Below are 18,064 nucleotides of genomic sequence, written 5' to 3' on the forward strand. Positions count from 1 at the left end.
CCAACTGTTCGGATGAAGTGATAATGGGAAGTTATGAAAAGAGAATTGCGGAGTGCCTGCATGTGCGCGCCATAAAAATGGCCTGCCTGTTATTCCTATGCGCTTTAGTGAGGGTTGGAAATGTCTCTGCCCAAACGGGTACAGAAAGAGATCTGAAACGTACAATGGTTGACATACAGGTCGTCAATCAGTCCTTCGATAAAGTATTTGAACAGATCGAAGCCACTACTGCATTCCGGTTTGTATTCAATCCATCGGAAATTGCCCGTAGCGGTAAGGTCACCATCAGCAAAAAAAATATTTCAGTTGAGCAGGTGCTCAGACTGCTGCCGCCGCCTTTGCAATATGAGCTGAGGGGTAGTAACATATTGATCCTTGAGGAAAGGAGGCCTGTGAACAGTCCCGCTCCACGGCTGTTGCACACGGGTCGTGTGTCAGATGCGGAAGGGCATGTGCTGCCCGGTGTCAGTATCATCGTCAAGCGTACGGTCCGCAGGGTGATCACAGACGAGGAAGGCGTGTTCCGTATTGAAGCCGGTATGGGGGATACCTTACGATTCTCCCTGCTGGGTTTTCAGGACCAGGAAGTCCCTGTTTCACTGGCAGCTCCGCAGGACATTGTCCTGCAGCCTGGTTCATCTGCCCTCCGGGAAGTGGTGGTGATCGGTTATGGGTCTGCAAATAAAGAGAACCTGACTACAGCCATCGGTACCGTCAAGGGAGAGCAGCTGAATGAAAGAGCTACAACTTTGAACGTCATGCAGGGACTGGCCGGTAAAGTGGCAGGTGTCAGTGTGATGATCAATTCCGGTAAACCGGGTGGTAATCCTATTGTAAAGATCAGGGGGACGGGTTCTATCAATGCCTATAATGGTCCGCTGTATGTGGTCGATGGTATTGTAGGCGCTGATCCCATGAACATAGATCCGAACATCGTTGAATCGGTGGATGTGCTCAAAGATGCGGCAGCTTCCGCCATCTATGGGGCCAGGGGTTCAAACGGGGTGATTGCCATTACGACGAAGAAAGGCGGTAAAAATACACCCGCGATCTCTTTCCGGAATACACTCAGTTTTGCCACACTGGCCAGGGAAATAGATCTGATGGATGCTAATGAATCACTGGAGATGTTCAAACGTGAGTACGAATATCAGCCGGGACGTATTGCACCGCACCTTGATCCGGACAGACAGTTCTCCCGGAAGGAAGATCTGTTCAATCCGGATGGTACGCCGAAGTATAATACGGACTGGCAGAAAGAAGCCAGCCGGCTGGCAGTATCGCACGAACATGCGTTGTCGTTTTCGTTGGGTAAAGAAGATATTTCTGCGTTGGCAGGACTTTCCTATAGTGATCAACAGGGAATTCTGATCAACAGTTATTCCCGTCAGGTGAATGGATTTATCAATCTTGGCTGGAACGTAAAGAAGTGGCTGCACATTCAGACGGTGCTGAACAGCGGCGCATTCAAACAGAATAACGTTGACATTAATACGTTTGGCCTGAATGCCGTGCGTCAGATCTATGAATTCCTGCCTTTTTTCCCGGTGAGATACCCGGATGGCACTTATTCCCGGAAAGCAGATTATCCGGGTGCGGAGAGTTCTGAGAATCCGGTGAGGCTGATGAATGAGGTACAGTCTGTCGCAGGACGTACCTATACCATGGGCAATCTGCTGGCGACGTTTTACCTGAGTCCCAAGCTGCAGTTTACAGCAGGTATCAGCGGACAAACAGGTGCCAGCTATAATTTATATTTCTCCGGCAGGGATATCATCGGTTATTCCGATGTACAACAGGGGGTGGCTACACGGGGGCATGGTCAGACCGGCTCCTGGACCTCAGAAGATTATTTTACCTGGAAGGACAGCTTCGGGAAACATCATCTGACAGGCGTAGCCGGCGCCAGCTGGTATTACTTTGCCAGTATGAATACACAGGCAGGCAGCGAGGGATTCTTTGATGACTTCTTCTCGTATAACAGTCTGCAGACAGGTCTGGTGCCACAGCGGCCAACGTCCGGATCAAGCAGAAATGCGATGAATTCGTTCTACATGCGGTTCAATTATGACTATGACAATCGCTACCTGCTCGGGATCTCCCTGCGGGCAGACGGGTCCTCGCGTTTTGGCGCCAATAACCGCTATGGTTACTTCCCCAGTTTTTCAGCTGCCTGGCGTTTATCGTCAGAACCGTTCCTGCGGGACGTGCGTAGCATTAACAGTCTGAAACTGCGTGTCAGCTATGGTATCGTGGGTAATTCCGATATCGGGGATTATGTGACGCAAAGCAGGATCAATAGCGGGCAGACGCCTTTTGGCGGACAGGTAGAACCTTCTGCCACACTCGGCGTATTGGGCAACCGGGATCTCAAATGGGAGAGGGCGCATCAGCTGAATCTGGGGGTAGATGCTATTTTACTGGACAGAAGAGTGCAGTTCACCGCAGATGTCTATAACAGGATCACCAAAGACCTGCTATACTTTAAGCTGTTGCCATCTACTTCCGGATATGAGGGCGTATTTGATAATATAGGATCTATCCGTAACAGGGGACTTGAATTATCGCTGACGACAGAGAACATCCGCAGAAAGAATTTCTCCTGGAATACTTCGCTGATCTATTCCATGAACCGCTCGCTGGTGCTAAATCTGAATGGAGATATCATGTATCCCTGGGCAGGACGTATCATGGAGGGAAGGCCATTAAATGAATTCTATGGTTATCAGCGGCTGGGTACCTGGGGGACAAATGAAGCTGCGGAAGCAGCTGTATATGGGAAGAAACCGGGTGATCTTAAATATGCCGATCTGAATCATAATAAAGTAAAAGACGCGGGTGACCGTACCGTATTGGGCAACGGGATGCCTGATTTTGAAGGCAGTATTGTGAATACGGTCAACTATCGCAATTTCTCCCTGGCAGTTGATCTGCAGGTGATATATGGGCATAGTCTGGCGAACCTGACACGCTTAATCATGGAGAATGCTGCGCCGGTCACCAATAGCTATAGCAGTCTGCTGGATGCCTGGACACCAGATCATCAGGGTGCAATGAATGCGGCATTACGTTTACCAGGAGATGGATTTGACAGTGAGATCGACAGTTATAATATTGAGAAAGGATCATTCTTAAGGGTGCGTAATATCACACTGGGTTATCGGTTGCCATCGGTATGGCTGAAACGATGTCACCTGCGGTCGGCGGTGCTGGGTGTGAGTGCGGAGAATTATTTTCTCTTCACGAAATACAAGGGTTATGATCCGGAAGCGTCTTCTTTTGATGGAGACTTTAACCAGGGGGTAGATCTCTACCAGTATCCGAAGGCAAAGACGATGGCGGTCACACTAAATGTTACATTTTGAATAAAGGAATTGAGATATGAAACGAATGCGCTTTCTGCTGCCGTTGCTGACGGTCTTAACGTCCTGCGTCAATTTCCTGGATGAACAACCATCTGGTTCGCTGGGGCTTGATGACTACTATAAAACGGCAGAACAGATCAAAGCGGCTGTCAATGGCACTTATGAGGGCCTGTCGCTTCCCTATGCTGAGAATATTGGCGTAGCTGTTAGTCCGGTGTATTCTCTGGAGTATATCACCGGCTACAGCCGACGCCCAAGGCCTTCGGGTTTTGAAGATGATCAGTTCCTGCGGCTGGACAGACTGGATGCCGCTAATTCCAGGTTACAGGCATGGTGGAATGCGACGTATTATCCGGTAGAGAACTGTAACAGTGTGATAGAAAATGTGAGTATCAGTACGCTGATAGATGACGCCACTAAACAACGTTATCTTGGTCAGGCGTATTTCATGCGCGCCTGGTACTATTTTCAGGGGGTACAGCTCTTCGGGGATATACCCTTAAAACTGACGACTACGAAAGATCCGAATGATGTGAAGATCCGTCGTTCACCAAAAGAAGCGGTGTATGATCAGATCGTGAAAGACCTGCTAAAAGCAGAGAATAGCGGTCTGCCCTGGGTAGATCATAGCGGGCATGTTAGTCTGGGGACCGTGAAATCATTACTGGCGAAAGTATACCTGACAATGGCAGGTTATCCGATGCAGCGCGGGGTGACTTATTACGGAAAGGCATACGACAAGGCACTGGAGGTGATCAACAGCAGACAGTTCAATCTGTTTGAGCACTATAAAGACCTGCGTGATCCGGCAAAGATGAATACAGGTGAGCACATCTTTATGTTACAACGTCATCCGACAATGGCGGAAAGTAATATTCATGGGGCATATCTGCCTTATCCTACGGAGCCCATTTCCATACAACCTGCTTATGGTGGAGCGATGGCGCCGACATTGGCTTTTTATAATTCCTATGCTGCGAATGATGCGCGCAAACAGGAGCAGGCGTTTTATTATACCCGTTATCCGCGGTATGACAATCCGACGGAGATCATCACATTTCCTGATCCTTATATTTTTAAGTTCTGGGATGCGGATGCAGAAAAGACAGGCCGTTCGGGCGCTAATTTTCCGCTGATACGTTATGCTGATGTATTGCTGTTATGCGCAGAGGCAAAGAGTCAGCTGGATGGCGGTAGTACAACAGATGCGGCGGCGATCGCTGCTTATTATGCGGTACGTCAGCGGGCCTTTCCGGCAGCGGTGCAACCAGCTACATTAACAACAGATGATATTCTGAAAGAGCGATACTGGGAGCTTTGTTTTGAATTTCAGACATGGTATGATATGCTACGCACGCGTAAAGCTTTTGATGTAGCCAATGGTACGATGACCAACCTGATCGGATACAAAGCACCGAATCACCTACGGGCCTTTGAACTGAAAGACCTTGCGTTTCCGCTGCCATTAGCGGAAGTTCAGAAAAATCCGGATTTAGCACTTTAAACGACAAGATGAAACATACTATTCTTTGTCTCGCGGTGTTATGCACCGTTGGGGCAGGGCGGTCCTTTGCCCAGCAACAACATTATTTTATCGATGGTTATCATGGCGGAAAGTACGGACACTACCCGGCAGGCTATACACAGTACATTGTTGAACAGTTACAGGCACATCCTGACTGGAAGATCAATCTGGAAATAGAGCCTGAAACCTGGGATGTGGCAAAGGTGGAAGAGCCTGCGGCATATGCTGCTTTCAAACAGTTATTTGCCGATCAGTCAGATGCGGGCAGAATAGAATATGTCAATCCGGGTTATGGACAGAGCTATCTGTATACGGGTTCCGGTGAGAGTATGATCCGGCAGTTCAGTTATGGCATGCAGCATATCCGGCAGCATTTTCCGGGAGCGGTTTTCAGTACTTATTCCAGTGAAGAACCTTGTTTTACCAGTGCATTGCCACAGGTCCTGTTATCCTTTGGATTTAAATACGCCTCTCTGAAGAACCCCAATACCTGCTGGGGTGGTTATACCCGTGCCTTTGGTGGTGAAGTGGTACAATGGCAGGGACCTGATGGGAGTAAATTGCCAACAGTTCCAAGATATGGCGTAGAAGCATTGTTGCCTAATTCTACCTGGCAGTCAACTGCGTGGAATAACAGCAGTGAGTATATACAATCCGCTCTTGCTGCCGGTATCCGGCAACCAGTTGGTATGTGTTTACAGGATGCCGGCTGGCGGAACGGTCCCTGGTTGAAGCGACAGGCGAAATATGAAACCTGGCGGAATTATATCGGGCATGTTGCAGATACACAGCATGCTGCTGTATGGGCATTCAGTCAGGAAGATGTGCAGGTAAGTCTTGTATGGGGCGCGCAGGTCCTGCAGCAGATCGCGCAGCAGGTACGACAGGCAGAGAATAAACTGACGGCGGCAGAAAAGTACGCAGTTATCAGTTCGCTTGTACAAGGGAGCGTCTGGCCAAAGGCAGCCTTAGATAGCGCCTGGAAGTCTTTATTACTCTCACAACATCATGACTGCTGGATCGTGCCTTATAATGGCCGTAAAGGGGATACCTGGATAGATAAGGTGCAGCACTGGACGGATAATACCTTACGTGTGAGTGATAGTATACTTATGCAGGGAGCGGAAACGGGTCGTGCCGTGCGTGTGCTCAATACAACCGCTACTGCAAGAGAAGAATGGGTTGTGGTACCCGGCTATAAAGGCCGTTCTGTAAAGGTGACTGATAGCAAAGGCAAACCGGTAAAGGCCTATGTACAGCGGGATAGTTCGCTGATATTTAAGGCCAGTGTAGCACCGATGGGATATAATGTCTATCATATCGGTGAAGGTACAAAGACAGTCCCTGTCGCCACACGCAACAAACAACTGGCAGATGGACGTTACCAGATAGAGACAGATCAATATAAGATGACGATCGATCCTGCCAGAGGAGGTGTTATTACCAGTCTGATCGCGAAGCAACTGAACAACCGGGAGATGGTAGATCGTAAACATGCGCGCAGTTTCAATGAACTGAGAGGATATTTCTATCAGCAATCGGCCTGGCGTTCCAGTACGGATACAGCGGCTACGGTAAGCTTGAAAGAAGATAATCCGGCACGGACGGTAGTAGCAATCAAAGGCGCGATTGGCGGTCATCCGTTTACACAGCTGATCACTTTAGCAAATGCTACCCGCAGAATAGATATGCAGCTGACCATTGACTGGCAGGGTGAGCCGGGTATAGGTGCACCTCCTGCGATACATTACCGTGTGGAAGATTATCACAAGGCATTTTATAATGATAGTTTCAAGTTGCAGGTCCTGTTGCCGCTCAATCTCGCACAGCAGCAGGTCAGTAAAGATGCGCCGTATGATGTAACAGCCAGCCGCCTGACAAATACTTTTTTCAGTAGCTGGGATAGCATTAAGAATAATGTAATGTTACACTGGGCAGATGTGACGGATGGTAAGACGGGGCTGGCATTGTTCACAGATCATACGACGAGTTATGTACACGGAGAAAATTATCCCCTGGGCTTTATAGTACAATTCACCGGTACTGCATTATGGGGGCGTAATTATAATGTAACAGGGCCGACAAATGTACACTATGTCATTGTACCACACAGTGACGCCTGGGATGCCGGTGGTGTGAGTGAGGAGGCTGTTCGCTGGTGTGAACCGCTGGAGCTGTTGCCAGGCAATAACGAATCCGCGTTTTCCCTGCTCTCCGTAGCAGATCAACGCTGGCAGGTACCAGCGATAATGATGGATGGAAATGATCTGTTGGTCAGGCTGTATAATGCTGCCGGTGATGATCAGGAACATACCCTGTCTGTTTCCGGTACTGCTTCGGCTGTCATCCTGGAACGACTGGATGGTCAGTCACTGGAGAAATTGCCCACACAGCAACAGATTGGTAAGACGGTCATCCGTTTAGCGATACCCCGCTTTGGTATCCGCACGATCCGTTTAAAAAATATAAACATTCAACATTAATCCGCTCCATATGAAGAAAGTACTCTATTCCGTTTCGCTTTGTCTGGCATCACTGTCTGCTGCTGCCCAGGTGAAACCCTTCCAGCAGAATGACCGCGTGATCTTTGTAGGAAACAGTATCACAGAAGCCGGTGCTTATGTGTCTTATGTTTATCTCTATTACATGACGCATTTCCCCGACAGAAAACTGGTCATTATGAATGGCGGTATTGGTGGTGACAAAGCAGCTGATATGTACAGAAGGCTGGACTATGATATCCTTGCCAAGAAACCCAATACGCTGGTGCTGACATTCGGGATGAATGATACCGGTTATTTTGAGTTTAACAGTGATGATGCGGATAATACCGCGCGCGAACGTATTGCCGCTTCCCGCCGCAGTTATGAGCAGATAGAACAGCGCTTGCTGCAACTGCCTGATCTGCAGAAGATCCTGATGTCTTCTCCACCTTATGATGAAGAAGCAAAGATCAAAGGCAACTATTTTAAAGGCAAGTCTAAGGCGATGCAGGAAGTGGTGGCTTTTCAGGAAGCTGCCGCACAAAAAAATAAATGGCCATTTGTGGATCTTTTCCGTCCGATGACGGCTTTAAATGCCCGTCTTCAGGAGAAAGATTCTACATTTACAATGATCGGTCCGGACAGGATCCATCCGGGTAATGCGGGGCATCTTGTCATGGCTTCCCTGTTCCTGAAAAATCAGGGCCTGAGTGGTCAACCGGTGGCAGATGTTCGTATCGATGGCGGTAAACTGAAACAGGCACAGAACTGTAAAGTAAGTGGTCTGAGTGCGACAGCAGGAAAAGTCAGTTTTGACTACCTGGCAGCCGCTTTACCTTTCCCGATGGATACGGTGTCCCGTATCTGGGGGAATGACCAGAAGCAGTCTGACGCCCTGAACTGGATCCCTTTTACGGAAGACTTTAATCGTGAGATGTTAACTGTTGCAGGATTGTCAGCTGGAGAATACAATTTGCTGATAGATGGTCAGCCGATCGGGAAATGGTCTGCCGCTGCATTTGCCAAAGGTATCAATCTGGCTACACAACAGGAGACGCCACAGTATAAGCAGGCGCTTTCTATCATGCAACTGAATATGCGTCGTATGGAAGCGGAATCGCGCCTGCGTCGTTATTACTGGGTACAGGGTAATTTCTTTGATAAAAAGAACATGCGGATGCAGGATGATGCGGCGGCACTGGATAGTGTTCGTAAGCAGGCACAGAAGGACGGCATGCTGCGTTACCACGAAGAGAATTATGAAACAGCCATGTACAAGGAATTACGTACGCACTGGCAGGAAGAGATAGACCTGATCATTAACCTGGTATATCGTTTGAATAAGCCTGTCAGCCACAAAATTGAGATCGTTAAAATTTAATATAGTGAAGAATAGTAAGCTATTAACAGGCGCCATACTCATGGCGCCTTTCATCAGTTTAGCACAACAGCCTGCTGACTATGTCAATCCGTTTATAGGGGCCAGTACCAGTGTCGGTGCGGCTGGTACTTACCACGGACTGGGTAAGACCTTTCCGGGCGCTGCTACGCCATTTGGGATGGTACAGCTGAGTCCTAATACGATCACCGGTGGAGACAACGGCTCGGGATATAGTTATGAGCATACAACTATCGAGGGCTTTGCTTTTACACAGATGAGTGGTATCGGCTGGTATGGCGATCTGGGTAATTTCCTGGTGATGCCCACGACTGGTCCGCTGCAGACTGTTGCCGGTAAACCGGAACATCCGGAGCAGGGTTATCGTTCTTCCTATGCAAAAAAAGAGGAGAAAGCCAGTGCAGGTTATTACAGTGTAAAACTGACGGAAAATAATATCAAAGCAGAGATGACAGCTGCGCCGCATAGTGGTATTCTGCGCTTTACTTTTCCTGCCAATCAGCAATCGCGTATACAGATCGATCTGGCCCGCAGGGTAGGTGGTACGTCTGTCTGGCAGGAAGTGAAGGTGATCGATGATCATACGATCGCAGGTTATATGCGTTGTACACCTGATGGTGGCGGCTGGGGTAATGGCGATGGAAAGGCGAATTACACGGTATACTTCTATGCGCAGTTCAGTAAGCCGCTTAGCAAGTCGGGTGTATGGAGCGCTGATATTCCGGATGACTGGTCCCGCAAACGTGAGGATATTGAAAGCGACCGTTATCAGCAGCAGATCGCCAAAGCAGCTATATTACCTGGTGTAAAGGAAAAGGCAGGTAAACACCTGGGTTTCTACACAGAGTTTGCGACCACTGCGAATGAAAAAGTACTGATGAAGGCGGGGATCTCTTTCGTGAGTATCGATGGTGCAAAAGCGAATCTGCAAGCAGAGATAAAAGGCTGGGATTTTGACGGTGTGCAGCAGCATACAAAGGCCTTGTGGAACCAGGCACTGGGTAAGATCGCAGTCAAAGGTGGTACAGCGGAAGAGCGCAAAGTATTCTATAGTGCGCTGTATCATACGATGATCGATCCGCGTCAGTGTGCAGACGTAGATGGTAAATATATGGGTGCTGATGGAAAAGTGTATACAGATAAAAACTTCCGCAGACGTACCATCTTCAGTGGATGGGATGTATTCCGTAGTCAGATGCCTTTGCAGACGATCATCAATCCGGCTGTTGTGAATGATGAGATCAATTCATTGGTCACACTCGCAGATGAAAGCGGTAACCATTATCTGGAACGTTGGGAAATATTGAATGCTTATAGTGGATGTATGATCGGCAATCCTGCTGTATCTGTGATCACGGATGCCTATGCAAAGGGTATCCGCAACTTCGATGTACAGAAAGCGTATGACTTTGCAAAGAATACAACAGAGAAATTCGGGAATGGTAGTAAAGGGTATTCTACCGGCGGACTGAGTGTCTCTTTAACACTGGAATATGCGTATACGGAATGGTGTTTGGGACGTCTGGCAGGTATGCTGGATAAAAAAGAGGATGCGCAGACGTATACCGCGCGTGGCGGCAATTACCGTAACGTGTATGATCCTTCAAAAGCCTGGTTCCGTCCACGCAATGATGATGGCAGCTGGCAGGACTGGCCGGAAGATGGCCGTATGCGTCAGGGCTATGGCACGATTGAAAGTAGTCCCTATCAGCAGGGATGGTTTGTGCCGCAGGATATACCTGGTATGATCGCGTTAATGGGCGGAAAGGAAAAGGTACTGGCCGATCTGACTAATTTCTTTGATAAGGTGCCTGAAAACATGATGTGGAATGATTATTATAATCATGCGAATGAGCCGGTACATCATGTACCTTTCCTGTTCAATTATCTTGGTACGCCATGGCTGACGCAAAAGTGGACGCGCGATATCTGCGCACGCGCTTATCATAATTCCGTAGAGGGGCTGGTGGGTAATGAGGACGTCGGACAAATGTCTGCCTGGTATGTACTGGCAGCGAGTGGTCTGCATCCGGTTTGTCCGGGTAGCACCCGTTATGAGATCACCAGTCCGGTGTTTGAGTCCATTACTTTGAAGCTTGATCCTGCATATGCAAAAGGAAAGACGTTCAGTATTGTTGCGCGTAACAACAGTACTGCCAACCGTTATATCCAGAAGGCCTGGTTAAATGGTAAGCCCTATCAGCATGCGTATATCGATCATGCGGACATTGCCAGCGGAGGTACCCTGCTGCTGGAAATGGGGGCAACGCCCAATAAAACATGGGGCGTAGAATAAATCCAGCTCAACGAATGGCGGTACCGGTGTTGTAGCGTGTCAATACAACAAGGGAGAGCAGCAAGCTGCTTTGTACGCACCGGTACTGCCATGTCGTTACCCAACCAATAAATATGCATGCCGGCGTTATGAAATGAAGTCCACGTTAACCGCTTCTCCCGTTTTTGTTAATTCAAACGGTCATGTATGTATTCCACAGTTTCCTCCTATGCGCCCGTTAAGCGTTGTCAGCAGCGTAGGGCTTTTGCCGGCTTTTCTTTTGTTCAGCTATTCCATTTATGCAGTTGTTTTTGCCTGTTACTGCTTTTTTCACAGACATCCACTGCGAATATTCGACGGACCTGGTCAACAAAGTAAGGGAACGGGCGCGTAAAAGCGGCGGTAATACCGATATGAGTATCCTGCCTGCCTATGGGACCGTGACCCTGGAGAACATTTACCATGAACAGCGGGTAGAAACTGCTCTGGGGGATCATATCCGCTTTTTTGAGCTGGTGCGGACCGGCAAGGCGGCCGGCACATTACCCGGGTATAAGGAAGGCGTACACAATCACCTGCCTATACCATTGAGGGAGATTCAGTTAAGTAACGGACTACTACGGCAGAATCCGGGTTATTAATACCCTGTACAGGCACAGGGAGGTCATTTTTGATAAAATCAGGATCCGGATGGCGGTAGCGTCTTTTTGAGGTGTCATTATAAAAATGGGGACATAGATTTTATCACCAAAAACTGAACGCTACCACGTATTACGTTATGAAACTGACCTTCCTATTCGCAGCTTCCCTGGGCCTGTGCATGGGAATTCTTACACTGGTATCCTGCAGTGACAAGAATTTCCTCGATCAGACGGAGACAAGCAACCTGGACGAAAAATCGGTCTTTTCCGACAGTGCCAGGACAGTACAATTCCTTACCAACATTTACATTGACATCGGTTTTACCGAGAATGCCACCCGTTTCGGGAACGGTGGACTGGACGCTGCCTGTGATGAGGCGGAGCCGCAGAAATCGGCTTCTATCACCACCTCTGTCCAGTTTGCCACGGGAACCGTCAATCCTTCCATTATCAGCGGTGATGCCTGGAGCCTGTGTTATACCAATATCCGGCGGGTCAATCTGCTGCTGAAACATCTTCCCGGCACGCCTATTCCTCCCTATATCCGTAATGTTATGGGGGCGGAGGCCCGTTTCCTGCGGGCATGGTACTATGCCATCCTCCTGAAGCATTACGGGGGTATACCGCTGGCCGGTGATTCCGTGTATAATGTTACGGATCAGATACCAGCCACCCGCCATACTTTTAAAGCATGTGTGGACTATATTGTTTCCGAGTGTGATGCAGCCGCCGGCGCATTGCCATTGGAGCGTGTACGTGAGGACTATGGCCGTGCCAGTGGTGGCGCTGCAATGGCCCTGAAAGCAAGGGTGTTGCTGTATGCTGCCAGTCCGCTGTTCAATGGCGGAAATGTAGACCCGCAGAATGCACTGACCGGTTATACCGACAATGTGCAGGAAAGATGGAAACTCGCAGCAGATGCGGCGGCTATGGTAATGAATTCCAATGCCTATTCCCTGTATGAGGACAATGCCACGGCGCCGGGTTATGGCTTTTATAAAGTGTTTACCCTCCGTGTGAATTCAGAGTATATCCTGGCGAAGATGCAGGGGCTGAACCGCGAACTGGAAACCGCCTGGCAACCACCTTCCCGTGGCGGCGGACAAGGCGGATTTCCCTACCAGGAATTCGTAGACGCTTTTGGTATGGCAAATGGTAAACCCATCACCGATCCGGCTTCGGGTTATGCTGCGACCGATCCATATAAGGACAGGGATCCACGCCTTGCCTATTCTGTCATCCGTGACCAGACACCATTGATACAGAATAATGGATTAAAAGAACCGGTCAATATCTATCTCACCACAGCAGGTAGTGGCGTGAGCCAGGACGCTGTGCTGGCAGGAACGCCTACCGGTTACTATACAAAGAAGATGCTGGATGAAAATATCAGCGCCAACTTTATCCATGGTAGTCAGCGTTGTTTCCCGTTGATCCGTTATGCGGAAGTACTGCTGAATTTCGCCGAAGCGACTAATGAATTTGATGGTCCGACACAAGCTGTCTATGATGCGATACAGTTAGTGCGCAGAAGGGCCGGACTGCTGCCCTATGAATTGCCTGCCGGACTCTCAAAAGATCAGATGCGGGAAGCCATACAGGCGGAAAGGAGAGTGGAACTGGCATTTGAAGGACATCGTTTCTGGGATGTGAGAAGATGGAAAACAGCTGAAACAACACAGAACAAAACGATGACCGGTATGAAAGTGATCCGCAATGGTAACAATGCCACCTATACCGTCTTTTCCGTACGTAAACATAATTTCCGCAAGGCTATGTACCTGTGGGCAATTCCACAAAGTGAAACCGCCAAATCTCCCGAACTGGCGCAAAATCCAAACTGGTAAAACAACCACCATGAAAGTAAGCATCTCCTTTTGTTTACTGATACTGTTGCTTAGTATCAATGCCTGCAAACGGCAGGAAATATCTGTGCCTGAGCAGATAAAAGATATTTCGGGTGAATGGCGGATCGTCAAGGCAGTCCGCAATGGCGTAGAAATTACCACCCTGACAGATTTTACAAGATTCAGGATACATTTTAAAGAGGGACAGTACAATATTGACAATCCGATGCCTTTTGTCGTGAACAAAAACGGGAGTTATTCATTGGATGATCCTGCGTATCCTTTACGTATCTCATTCCTGCAAACGGGCACCGATAAAGCGATCAGTACCGGTTTTACCTACCCCGTAGTGAATGGTAAAAGGAACATGGTGTTTTCCTTCAGTCCCGGTTGCGCATCCAATACTTATCTGTACACACTTGAAAGAGTGGCTCCCTAACCTGATTCAACACGACACGATATGAAAAAATATATATGGATTATAAGCGGGATGCTGTTGTTCCTGGCAGGCTGCGTGTTCCTTGAAAAAGTAGAGCAACCTGCTGATGCCAGACCTGGCGAAGAGATGACCATTAAGATGGAAACACGCATCGATGTAGCAGATGGCGGACGTTCTAATGTGCGGCTGATCATTGGTTTCCTGGCGCCTAAGAACTGGCAGGCCAATGCGAATTCTTCCATTACTTACACCACTACCACCTATGGTAGCGGCAAAATGATACCTGTACCGCTGAGTGTAGATGCTGGCGGCGGACAAAACTGGCCGGCAGCCCTGAAGAACCGTTTTGGTATGGGCGGCAACTTTATGGCAGATGACCTGGAATGGGTGGTATTCTGGACAGAACAATCTTATAACGTGCCACAGGGCGTGAAAGAGACGATCAATGTAACGATTAAAACAATGCCTGGTCAGGAAAGCGTACAGTTTAAAACCGGCTATTTCGTGGGTACCAGTTCAGAAGGACTCAGCGATGTGTTCGGTTCCAACAACGTGTATAAAAGCCGTTTTATGGATTGCTTTACGGTGAGTGATGGCATCAGCGATCTGACAGATTTCTGTAATCCGCAGATCGGTGCGGTAACACCGGGGGTAGCGACAGACAATGACCTGCTGACCATCTCTTTTGATCCGGATGTAGTATCTACGGCTCTCAGCGGAGAAGCGAATATCTATTTCTGTGCCAAAGCCTATACCAATACCGGCAAAGTGCTGGACGTATGTGTACAGACCGACCAGTCAAAGCTGAAACCTTACACCGGACGGAAGTCCGCTATTACATTCTGGCCCCGCGCTTATTTCAGCATGCAGGAGGGAGATATACTGGAGAAGATAGAATACTTCTTTACGGATGCCAGTGGTACTACAAAAGTGGGTTTCAGTAATACTGCCAATCCATTCGTCTACACGTTCAAATGCCAGTAAAACATGTCGCATAAAAATTATACAATGGCACTCAATTATATTCAACGATATATCTCTGCGCTTAGCTGTCTGCTATGCCTGCTTTGTGGCAGTGTATATGGTCAACAGTCGGCCGGTATTGACGGCAGACTGGTAGATGCTTATGGTCAGCCGCTGGCAAAAGCACTTGTTTATGTAAAGGGAACAGGCGATAGCACATTTACGGATGCGGCAGGAAAATTCACCTTGCCGGCCGGGCGTAACAGCGTCCTTGTGATGCAATATCCCGGTTATAAACAGCTGCAACATATCGTGAAAGACAATACGGTCGTGTTGCGGATGGAAGAAGTTTTTATTCCCAATCCGAACCATATCCCTGTGTTATATGGTGAGGCGGATCGCCGCAGTAGTGTAGGAGCGATAGGTACAGTATATACCAGTCAGTTGTCAGCAACACCTGCTACTTTATATGCCTATGCATTACCGGGACGGCTTGCCGGCCTGTATACCCAGCAAACCAGTGGTTTCCGTAATCCTGGCACCGGTAATAACTTTGATGTGGACGCGTTTGTAGGGAACATTCCCAGGCCGGGCGCACTGGAAGCAAATGATAACTCGGAGATCAATCTGTGGTTGCGCGGACAAACACCTGTGACCATCGTAGATGGGGTACAGCGTGATGTGTTTTCAATAGATCCGGAAAACATTGAATCGATCTCTGTACTGAAAGATGGATTGTCTACTATCTTATTAGGACAGCGTAGTTCCCGGGGCGTATTACTGGTGACCACCAAACGCGCCCGTGCAGGTAAACCACGATTGTCATTTACGGCACAGACAGCTATACAGCAGTCATTAAGTATGCCGAAAGCCTTACCCGCCTGGCAGTATGCATATCTCTTAAATGAAGCTTTACAGAATGATGGTAAGGCGCCTTTATACAAAGAGGCAGATATACGTGCATTCCGCGATCATTCCGATCCTTATGGTCACCCTGATGTGAACTGGTATGACCAGGTATTGAGAGATAATGCGCCTTTGTCACGATATAACCTGAACATCAACGGTGGGGGTGATGTAGCCCGTTATTCCGTGTCACTGAACTATACCGGTCAACAGGGCATCTTCAAATCATCACCAGAGAATAGTTATACGACAAATGCAGGTCTGAAAAGATACCTGATCAATACAGACGTCAATATTGACGTGACCAGTAACCTGAATGTCGGCATGCAGTTATTCGGCCGTTTACAGGAAGGTACACAACCAGGAGCAGGTACCGGTAAAATACTGAACGATCTGCTTAATACGCCCAATGCAGCCTATCCTATCACCAATATCAACGGCAGCTGGGGTGGTACAGGTAACCTGACCACCAACCTGCTGTCATCTGCTCTTAACAGTGGTTACATCCAGGACAATAGTAAAGACGTAATGGCGAATGTGGACTTACGTTATGACCTCGGTGACTGGCTGCCTGGTTTATCGCTGAAAGGCAAAGGTAATCTGTCGATCCAGTCCGCGAATGCGATCAATCGCAGCAAACAGGACCTTGTCTACAAAATGAATGTTACGCAGAGTGATACCACTTATGCGAGATTCGGACAGGCCGTTACCCAGCATAATGATTTTATCTCTGTTTTTAATGCACAGTATTTCTTCGGACAGATATCCCTGAATTATGATCGTCAGTTTGGTGCGCATGGTCTGAGTGCTATTGTACTGGCCGACAGAAGACAGACTATTTTCAACTATGATCTTCCGGGTAAAGCAACGAACCTGTCAGCGAAGGCTACGTATAACTATGGCAACAGATACTTTGCGGAAGCTGCCATCAACAGAAGCGGTTTTAACCGCTATATGCCCGGCAGACAATATGGTACTTTCTATGCAGGTGGTATTGGCTGGGATATTGCCAGGGAAGCGTTTATGCAGGACCAGGCAGGCTGGCTGAATCAGTTGAAGCTACGGGCTACCTATGCACAGACAGGTAATGGAATTGATAATTCAGGGTACTATATCTGGCGACAGGGCTTCAGTGAGAACAACGGTATAGGTGGTGGTATTTATGAACAGGGTACTGCCCGTTCACCCGGTTCCGGTTTCCAGGAAAACGGACTGGCCAATACAAACATTTCATGGGAGACAGCCCGCAAGATCGATGTAGGCGTTGACATCTCCCTGCTCAATAATCAGCTCCAGGTAACAGGTGATTATTATCATGACCGCTATGCGGATCTCCTGCAGATAAGAGGTAAGAATATTGGTTTATCAGGCGCTGCCTATCCACCGGAAAACATCGGCATCAACCTTTACAAAGGAGGAGAGCTGACGGTGACCTGGCAGTCTGATATCAACGACTTTCATTATTTCATCACTGCGAATGGCAGCATTGAACAGAGCAGGGTGATTTATATGGATGAACAGCGTCGCGACTATGAATGGAATAAAAGAACAGGACAGCCGGTAGGTATGCGTTTCGGATATATTGCAGATGGATTTTTGCAGTCGGCCGAAGAGGCGGCAGCTGCGCCTATCATTACCGGTTACCAGCCATTGCCCGGTGATATTAAGTATAAAGACCTGAATGGGGACGGTTCGATCAATCAGTTTGATGAGGCGCCTATCGGGAAGTCCAGTCCACGTATTTACTATGGCGTCAATGCCGGTATTTCCTGGAAAGGACTGGAGTTAAGCGCCCTGTTGCAGGGAGTGAGCAATCGGACCAACTACGTAGCCAACTTCGCGACGGAGTTAGGTTTCCAGTTCCTCAACTTCACTTACGGACAGGCTTACGAGCAGATCACAGGACGTTGGACACCTGAGACAGCTGGTACTGCTACCTATCCCCGTTTGAGCGCTGACGCCAACTACAACTACAATAAAGCCAGTTCTACTTTCTGGGTACGCAACGGGAATTATTTCCGTCTGAAGAATGTAAGTATCGCCTACAACCTGCCTTATGTATGGGTACAGCGGTTGAAACTGGGTGGTGTGAAAGTTTTTGCCAATGGTCTGAACCTGTTTACACATGCTGCTTATGACTTTGTAGATCCTGAGGTAGGCGTAGGTGCTTATCCGATTCAACGGGTACTGAATACAGGTCTCAATATTAAGTTCTAGTCAG

At 48.4% G+C, this 18,064-nt stretch carries 10 protein-coding genes; all 10 read left to right on the forward strand.

What is annotated here, in order from left to right:
• Nucleotides 1-23: 23 nt before the first annotated feature.
• The 10 genes from BMZ72_RS02890 to BMZ72_RS02935 all read left to right on the forward strand — a co-directional run bounded on the left by BMZ72_RS02890 (nucleotide 24) and on the right by BMZ72_RS02935 (nucleotide 18,060).
• Complete coding sequence (locus BMZ72_RS02890) at nucleotides 24-3,365, forward strand: SusC/RagA family TonB-linked outer membrane protein (protein ID WP_089807189.1); 3,342 nt, start codon at nucleotides 24-26, stop codon at nucleotides 3,363-3,365.
• 16 nt (nucleotides 3,366-3,381) lie between these two features.
• Nucleotides 3,382-4,869, forward strand: coding sequence for a RagB/SusD family nutrient uptake outer membrane protein (locus BMZ72_RS02895; RefSeq protein WP_089805071.1), 1,488 nt, complete (start codon nucleotides 3,382-3,384; stop codon nucleotides 4,867-4,869).
• Nucleotides 4,870-4,877: 8 nt separating this feature from the next.
• Nucleotides 4,878-7,373: a glycoside hydrolase family 38 C-terminal domain-containing protein gene (locus BMZ72_RS02900; RefSeq protein ID WP_089805073.1), complete on the forward strand. Its 2,496-nt coding sequence runs from the start codon at nucleotides 4,878-4,880 to the stop codon at nucleotides 7,371-7,373.
• A gap of 10 nt (nucleotides 7,374-7,383) precedes the next feature.
• Complete coding sequence (locus BMZ72_RS02905; RefSeq protein WP_089805075.1) at nucleotides 7,384-8,754, forward strand: SGNH/GDSL hydrolase family protein; 1,371 nt, start codon at nucleotides 7,384-7,386, stop codon at nucleotides 8,752-8,754.
• Between the two features lie 4 nt (nucleotides 8,755-8,758).
• On the forward strand, nucleotides 8,759-11,068 hold the full coding sequence (locus tag BMZ72_RS02910; protein ID WP_255373086.1) for a GH92 family glycosyl hydrolase: 2,310 nt from the start codon (nucleotides 8,759-8,761) through the stop codon (nucleotides 11,066-11,068).
• Nucleotides 11,069-11,346: 278 nt separating this feature from the next.
• A complete protein-coding gene (locus tag BMZ72_RS02915; protein WP_089805079.1) occupies nucleotides 11,347-11,688 on the forward strand; it encodes a RagB/SusD family nutrient uptake outer membrane protein in 342 nt (113 codons plus the stop codon).
• A 137-nt stretch (nucleotides 11,689-11,825) separates the two neighbouring features.
• Nucleotides 11,826-13,535: a RagB/SusD family nutrient uptake outer membrane protein gene (locus BMZ72_RS02920; RefSeq protein ID WP_089805081.1), complete on the forward strand. Its 1,710-nt coding sequence runs from the start codon at nucleotides 11,826-11,828 to the stop codon at nucleotides 13,533-13,535.
• 10 nt (nucleotides 13,536-13,545) lie between these two features.
• The gene (locus BMZ72_RS02925; protein ID WP_089805083.1) at nucleotides 13,546-13,974 is read left to right on the forward strand and encodes a DUF5004 domain-containing protein; all 429 of its coding nucleotides are present in this window, start codon (nucleotides 13,546-13,548) and stop codon (nucleotides 13,972-13,974) included.
• 21 nt (nucleotides 13,975-13,995) lie between these two features.
• Nucleotides 13,996-14,958, forward strand: coding sequence for a DUF4961 domain-containing protein (locus BMZ72_RS02930; RefSeq protein WP_089805085.1), 963 nt, complete (start codon nucleotides 13,996-13,998; stop codon nucleotides 14,956-14,958).
• 24 nt (nucleotides 14,959-14,982) lie between these two features.
• A complete protein-coding gene (locus BMZ72_RS02935) occupies nucleotides 14,983-18,060 on the forward strand; it encodes a SusC/RagA family TonB-linked outer membrane protein (RefSeq protein ID WP_089805087.1) in 3,078 nt (1,025 codons plus the stop codon).
• Nucleotides 18,061-18,064 lie beyond the last annotated feature (4 nt).

Source organism: Chitinophaga sp. YR627 (genome assembly GCF_900114995.1).
Lineage (GTDB): Bacteria > Bacteroidota > Bacteroidia > Chitinophagales > Chitinophagaceae > Chitinophaga.